1 pseudogene is annotated in these 255 nt (G+C 62.0%); it reads left to right on the top strand.

The features are described from left to right. Positions 1–35: 35 nt before the first annotated feature. Positions 36–255: pseudogene (locus SB822_RS58925) on the top strand (hypothetical protein); the annotation flags it as partial.

The following is a 255-nucleotide window of genomic DNA, read 5'->3' as shown; positions in this document are numbered from 1 at the left end:
ACGAGTAACCACCGCGCAGCATCGCGAGACCAACCATGAAAACCGTTACCTTCCTCACCCATCAGGACATTTTCGACCGGGCCGTGAGCCACCTTTTCGGCCAGAAGCGCGCAGCACTGCTGCCACGCGGAGGTGGCGCCTATCGTGGCTATTGTGGCGGCTGTCCTGTCGGCAACTTCATCAAGCTGCGCGACTATACGACGGCTATGGAAGGCGTGCCCGTGCGCTATATCGGCAAGACGCCCGTCCCGGCGC

The organism is Paraburkholderia sp. SIMBA_054 (assembly GCF_046534875.1).
Taxonomy (GTDB): Bacteria; Pseudomonadota; Gammaproteobacteria; order Burkholderiales; family Burkholderiaceae; genus Paraburkholderia; species Paraburkholderia hospita.
The sequence above is the reverse complement of the archived record's forward strand: the minus strand, read 5'-3'. Positions and strand labels throughout refer to the sequence as shown.